This window comes from Aeromicrobium sp. Leaf272 (assembly GCF_001422865.1).
In the GTDB taxonomy this organism is placed as follows: Bacteria; Actinomycetota; Actinomycetes; order Propionibacteriales; family Nocardioidaceae; genus Aeromicrobium.
The window spans coordinates 708,254-713,173 of the sequence record NZ_LMMY01000009.1; the positions used below are offsets into that span (position 1 = coordinate 708,254).

Genomic DNA, 4,920 nt, shown 5'->3' on the forward strand with positions numbered 1-4,920 from the left:
CGCCGGGCCTGACCTCGGGGAGCCGGGTGAGCCACAGGACGATCCGCCGGGTGTAGGTGCCCTCGGGGAAGCTCACGGTGACGTCGCTGCCGAGGTCGTCGAGCGCCGCGATGCGCTGCAGGTCGGCGAGCCGGGTGGGAACCTCGCCGCCAGGGCTGGAGGCGTACACCGACAGCGACGTGCCGGCACCACCGAGGAGCACGCGCACCGACTCGACCTCGCGCGGGCCGCCGAGGTCGAGCACCAGCCCGACGCCGTCCTTGAGGCCGCCCAGGTCGGCGCGGTTGAAGTAGGTCGTGGTGCGCCAGGCGGTGTCGGGGTCCCCGTCGACGGCCAGCGGCACCTCCTCGGGGTTCTCCTCGCCGTCCTCTCCCTGGGGGTCGAGATCCTGGACGTCGACCACGGGCAGCGTCTCGACCGCGGCGCGGTCCCCACCGGGGGTGGTGCCCGCGACGGGGGCGTCCTCGTCGGTGGACCGACCCACCACGAAGGCCAGGCCGGCAGCGATCAGGAGCACCATGACGATGCCGGCGAGCACCAGCTTGCGGTCACCGGTCGACGTCGCGCGCCGGGCGCGGGAGACGCCCCGCTCGAAGGTCGTGGGCGGAGCAGGCTCGAAGGCCTTGGGCCGTCGGCGCGGCGGCTCCAGGCCCGGGGGTGGCCCGGCCGGCACGATCACCGGGTCGAGCCGCAGCAGGTCGGGCGACGAGATGTGCAGCGGGCTCGGGTCGTCGACCTCCGACTCGTCCTCACCGGTCAGCCGCAGGGCCCGGGCGATGTCCGCGGCCGTGCGCAGCGGGGTGCGGTGGTGCATCGGTGGACGGCCGAGGATCCGGTCGCACACGGCGTCGACGTCGCGCGAGACGCCGGCCCTCACCTGCCGGGGGCGCAGGAGCCGTCCGTGCTCGACGGGCGCCGACCTCAGGCCGTCGACGGGAACCCCGGGCCACCGGCTCACCAGGCAGGCGTAGAGCAGCTTGCCCAGGGCCTCGACGTCCATCTGCTCGTAGGCCTGCAGGTCGTCGAAGGTGTCACGGTGGCCGGCGGGCGCGAGAGCGGTGGCCACCCCCAGACCCACGATGCGCACGGCACCGGTCTGCTTGAGCAGCACGTGGTGCGGGGTCAGACGTCGGTGGAAGAGGTTCTTCTCGTGCGCGTGGGCCAGCGCCTCGGCGACCTCGGCGACGACCGTGGCAGCACGACGGTTGGGCAGCGCCGACTGCCGCAGCAGCTGGTCGAGGGGGAACGCCCGCGCCCACTCCCGGACGATGACGTGGTGGTCGTGGTCGGACTCCACGAGGTCCAGCACCCGCAGGAACCGCGGGTCGGTGACGGTGGTCGACTGCCGGGCGGCCTCGAGGAAGTTGTCGGCTCGCGGGTCGGTGCTCGGGAGCATCTCGATGCCGACGTTGCGCGCCAGCACGGTGTCGTGAGCGCGCCACGTGGTGGAGCCGAGCTTCTCGGTGACGAGGTCCTGCAGCACGTAGCGTCCGTCGAGCTCGTCACCGGCCCCCAGGGCCCGCCGCTCGGTCATCGCCACCTCTTCCGTGTGCGCTCCCATCGTAGGACGCGGCACCTGGCCCGGTGGGCGCCACGCAGCGACGGGACGACCGGTCAGCCGACGAGGAAGCCCGGTGGGGGGACGGCGGGGGTGACGAGCAGCGTCATGCCGGCCTCGGCAGGGGTCCGGTCGGCCTTGCGGTGGTTGCACCGCAGGCACGCGGCCACGGCGTTCTCCCAGGTGAGCGCGCCCCCACGGCTGCGCGGGACGATGTGGTCGACGGTCTCGGCCCGGCCACCGCAGTAGCCGCACATCTTGTCGCGCGCCTTGACGGCCGACTTGGTGCACAGGTGACCCCGACGGTGCCGCCAGCGGGCCACCACGTAGCGCACCAGCCGCAGCACCTTGGGCTTGGGGAACGGGCCGAACGTGCCCTCGTCCTCCTCCTCGATGACCGCCACCTCGCGCACGAGCATCTTGATGGCGTGGCGCAGCGAGACGCGTTGCAGCGGCTCGTAGCTGGCGTTGAGGACGAGCACGTGGTCGGCCATGGGCGCACCCTTTCCGCGACCAGGGTAGCCGCCGCGCCCGACACCGGGGGGTGAAGACTTCGTGTCGGGTGGGTGGTCAGAGCACCCAGAACAGCCCGGCCGCCGAGGGCACGAGCGAGACGAGCGCCCACGGCCAGGAGAGGTAGGGCGTCGCGGCGAGGATGGCGCGGGTCGCGATGCTGATGCCGACGGCGAGCAGGGCGGACATGACCACCAGCACGATCGCACCGCTTCGTCGGTCCTGGCCGGCGATGACCTCGGCCACCACCACGAGGCCGATGACGCCGTGGATCGCCACGACGAAGAAGCAGATGGCGGTCGTGCGACGGCGCACCTTCTGCAGCGCGGCCGTCTCCTCGGCACTCATGGTGCGGGACACCGTGCGCCGGACGTCGCCCTCGGCCTGGTCGTTCACAGGCCCAGGGTACGACCCGGCTCAGTCGTCGCGCGTGGACCGGCCGAGGAGGCCTCCGAGCAGGGCGCCCAGGCCGAACCCGACGGCCAGGGGCCGCACGTAGCCGACGTCGGCCGGCTCGACCTCGACCACGTCGTCCTCGACCCACGCCCCGTCGTCGTCGGCGACCCGGTCGCGCCCGTCCTCGCCGAGGCCCGCGCCTTCCAGCGCAGCGATCTCGGCCAAGGTCTCCTCATCGGTGCAGGCCCACGAGACGCCGTACATCACGAGCCGGGAGAAGTAGTAGATCCACACGACCAGGGTCAGCGCGATCGCGAGCGACGCGACGGGCACCGAGCTGGCGCCACGGAGGATCAGGCTGGCGAACTGCTTGATCAGCTCGAAGCCGACCGCCGAGAACAGTGCTCCGCGCCAGAGGGCGGCGGCCGGGAGGTCGGGCTTCGGCAGCAGGCGGAAGATGGCCCAGAACAGCAGGGTGCTGACCGCCACGCCGACCGCTACCGACAGCAGCGTGAGCAGCACGGCGCCGAGCGGCCCGGGCAGCCCGACCGCGTCGAGGATCGTCGACCCGAGCGCGACGGGCAGACCACCGATCGACACCGACGCCACGAGCACGAGCCCCAGGACCACGAGGGTCACGAGGTCGGTTCCCTTGGCCTTGACGATGTTGCCGGCCTCGGTGGTGGGCAGGTCGAGCATCTGGTTGAGGCCGTCGCGCAGTCCGCTGACCCAGTTCAGCCCCGCGTAGAGCGCCGTGGCCAGACCGATCGTGTAGATGGCCGGGGCGTTGGAGGCGATGTCGGACAGGGCGATGCGCCCAGGCGCGGGATCGACCGACACGATCCCCGGCAGCACCCCGCTGAGGGCGTCGACGAAGTCCTGCTGGGCGTCGGGGTAGACCTCGGCGAGCTGGCCGACGACCGCGAACGAGACCGCCAGGAGCGGGAAGAAGCTGAGGAACCCGAAGTAGGTGGCGCCACCGGCGGCCAGGTTCCCGCGGCGCTGGCCGTAGTGGTCGAGCATCCGGATCACGTGGGCCAGGAACGGGCTCGCCGCAGCGATGCGCTCCTTGATGCCGGGCTTCTCGTGCGGTCCGCCCCCGTCGTCGCTCATGCTCCGACCCTAGGAGTCCTGGAGGTCCGGTGCGACTCGGTGGGCGCGAGCCGGATCCCCTGCGGGGGTGCACGGGGCGCCGGGGTCCGCTAGACAGGAGACGAAACATGACCGACACCTCCTCTGCCTAGGGTGGCCACGTGAGCGACGCGCACCTCTTCGACGGCTACGGGCCCGTGGCCGGGTTCGACGAGATGTTCGACGCCGACAGCCTGCGCAACGAGTACGCGCGGGTGCACTCCGCCTTCTCGCAGATGGGCAACGAGGAGATCCGCTCGAGGGCGGAGTCGCTCGCGTCGGCCTACCTCGACCAGGGCGTCACGTTCGGCGTCGGGGGCGAGGAGCGGCCGTTCCCGCTCGACATCGTCCCCCGGATCATCGAGGCGGCCGACTGGGCGCACGTCGACACGGGCGTGCGGCAGCGGGTCAAGGCCCTCGAGGCGTTCCTGGCCGACGTCTACGGCCCCGGCGAGGNGGCCGGGCTGGAGCCTCCCAACGGGGTGCGGGTGCACATCTCCGGCATCGACCTCATCCGCGACGGCGACGGCCGGTTCCGGGTGCTGGAGGACAACTGCCGCGTGCCGTCGGGCGTCTCGTACGTGATGACGAACCGGCCGGCCATGTCCGCCGCGCTGCCGGAGGTCTTCGCCGACCACCGCATCCGCCCGGTGCAGCAGTACTCGCGCAACCTGCTCGCCGCGCTGCGGGCGTCGGCACCGTCGGGCGTGAGCGACCCGAACGTCGTGGTGCTCACCCCGGGCGTCTACAACTCCGCCTACTTCGAGCACNNCACGTCATCTACCGGCGCATCGACGACGAGTACCTCGACCCCATGCAGTTCGTCCCCGAGTCGGTGCTCGGCGTCCCCGGTCTCGTGAACGCGGCCCGCGCGGGCAACGTGACGATCGCCAACGCCGTGGGCAACGGCGTGGCCGACGACAAGCTGATCTACACGTACGTCCCCGACCTCATCCGCTACTACCTGGGCGAGGACCCCATCCTCTCCAACGTCGACACCTGGCGCCTTGGCGACGTCGNCGGCAAGGGCATCGTCATCGGTCCGGCGGCGTCGGCCGAGGAGCTCGACGAGCTGCGCGGCAAGATCCACGCGGACCCGCGTGCGTGGATCGCCCAGCCGGTCGTGTCGCTGTCCACCGTCCCGACGCTCGTGGACCAGGGCATCCGGCCCCGGCACGTCGACCTTCGTCCGTTCGCGGTCAACGACGGCGACGACGTGTACGTGCTGCCCGGCGGCCTCACGCGCGTGGCCCTGCCCGAGGGCGAGCTCATCGTGAACTCCTCGCGCGGCGGCGGCTCCAAGGACACGTGGGTGCTGGCCG

General features: G+C 72.2%; 5 protein-coding genes and 3 pseudogenes. 4 read left to right on the top strand and 4 right to left on the bottom strand.

Features of this window, described 5'->3' with window-relative positions; all coding sequences use genetic code 11:
- From ASF38_RS17905 to ASF38_RS05115, 4 genes are all read right to left on the bottom strand, one after another.
- A partial coding sequence (locus tag ASF38_RS17905) for a protein kinase family protein (protein ID WP_162237306.1) occupies positions 1 to 1,534 on the bottom strand: 1,534 nt, incomplete at its 3' end.
- Between the two features lie 80 nt (positions 1,535 to 1,614).
- Entirely contained in the window at positions 1,615 to 2,052 is a 438-nt protein-coding gene (locus ASF38_RS05105) for an HNH endonuclease (RefSeq protein ID WP_056574089.1), read from the bottom strand.
- A gap of 76 nt (positions 2,053 to 2,128) precedes the next feature.
- The gene (locus tag ASF38_RS05110) at positions 2,129 to 2,467 is read right to left on the bottom strand and encodes a hypothetical protein (RefSeq protein ID WP_055962411.1); all 339 of its coding nucleotides are present in this window, start codon (positions 2,465 to 2,467) and stop codon (positions 2,129 to 2,131) included.
- Positions 2,468 to 2,488: 21 nt separating this feature from the next.
- Positions 2,489 to 3,580: a YihY/virulence factor BrkB family protein gene (locus ASF38_RS05115; protein WP_056574093.1), complete on the bottom strand. Its 1,092-nt coding sequence runs from the start codon at positions 3,578 to 3,580 to the stop codon at positions 2,489 to 2,491.
- Between the two features lie 254 nt (positions 3,581 to 3,834).
- Here ASF38_RS05115 and ASF38_RS19005 point away from each other — a divergent pair.
- From ASF38_RS19005 to ASF38_RS19015, 4 genes and pseudogenes are all read left to right on the top strand, one after another.
- The coding region (locus ASF38_RS19005; protein ID WP_235497442.1) for a circularly permuted type 2 ATP-grasp protein at positions 3,835 to 4,054 on the top strand (220 nt) is incomplete at its 3' end.
- A 1-nt stretch (position 4,055) separates the two neighbouring features.
- Positions 4,056 to 4,368, top strand: a pseudogene (locus ASF38_RS19675) (circularly permuted type 2 ATP-grasp protein); the annotation flags it as partial.
- Positions 4,369 to 4,370: 2 nt separating this feature from the next.
- A pseudogene (locus ASF38_RS19010) lies at positions 4,371 to 4,617 on the top strand (circularly permuted type 2 ATP-grasp protein); the annotation flags it as partial.
- Position 4,618: 1 nt separating this feature from the next.
- Positions 4,619 to 4,920 (top strand): annotated as a pseudogene (locus tag ASF38_RS19015) (circularly permuted type 2 ATP-grasp protein); the annotation flags it as partial.

Coding starts and splice junctions, on each gene's coding strand:
- ASF38_RS05105 (WP_056574089.1), bottom strand. CDS start 2,052: ATGGCCGACCACGTGCTCGTCCTCAACGCCAGCTACGAGCCGCTGCAA.
- ASF38_RS05115 (WP_056574093.1), bottom strand. CDS start 3,580: ATGAGCGACGACGGGGGCGGACCGCACGAGAAGCCCGGCATCAAGGAG.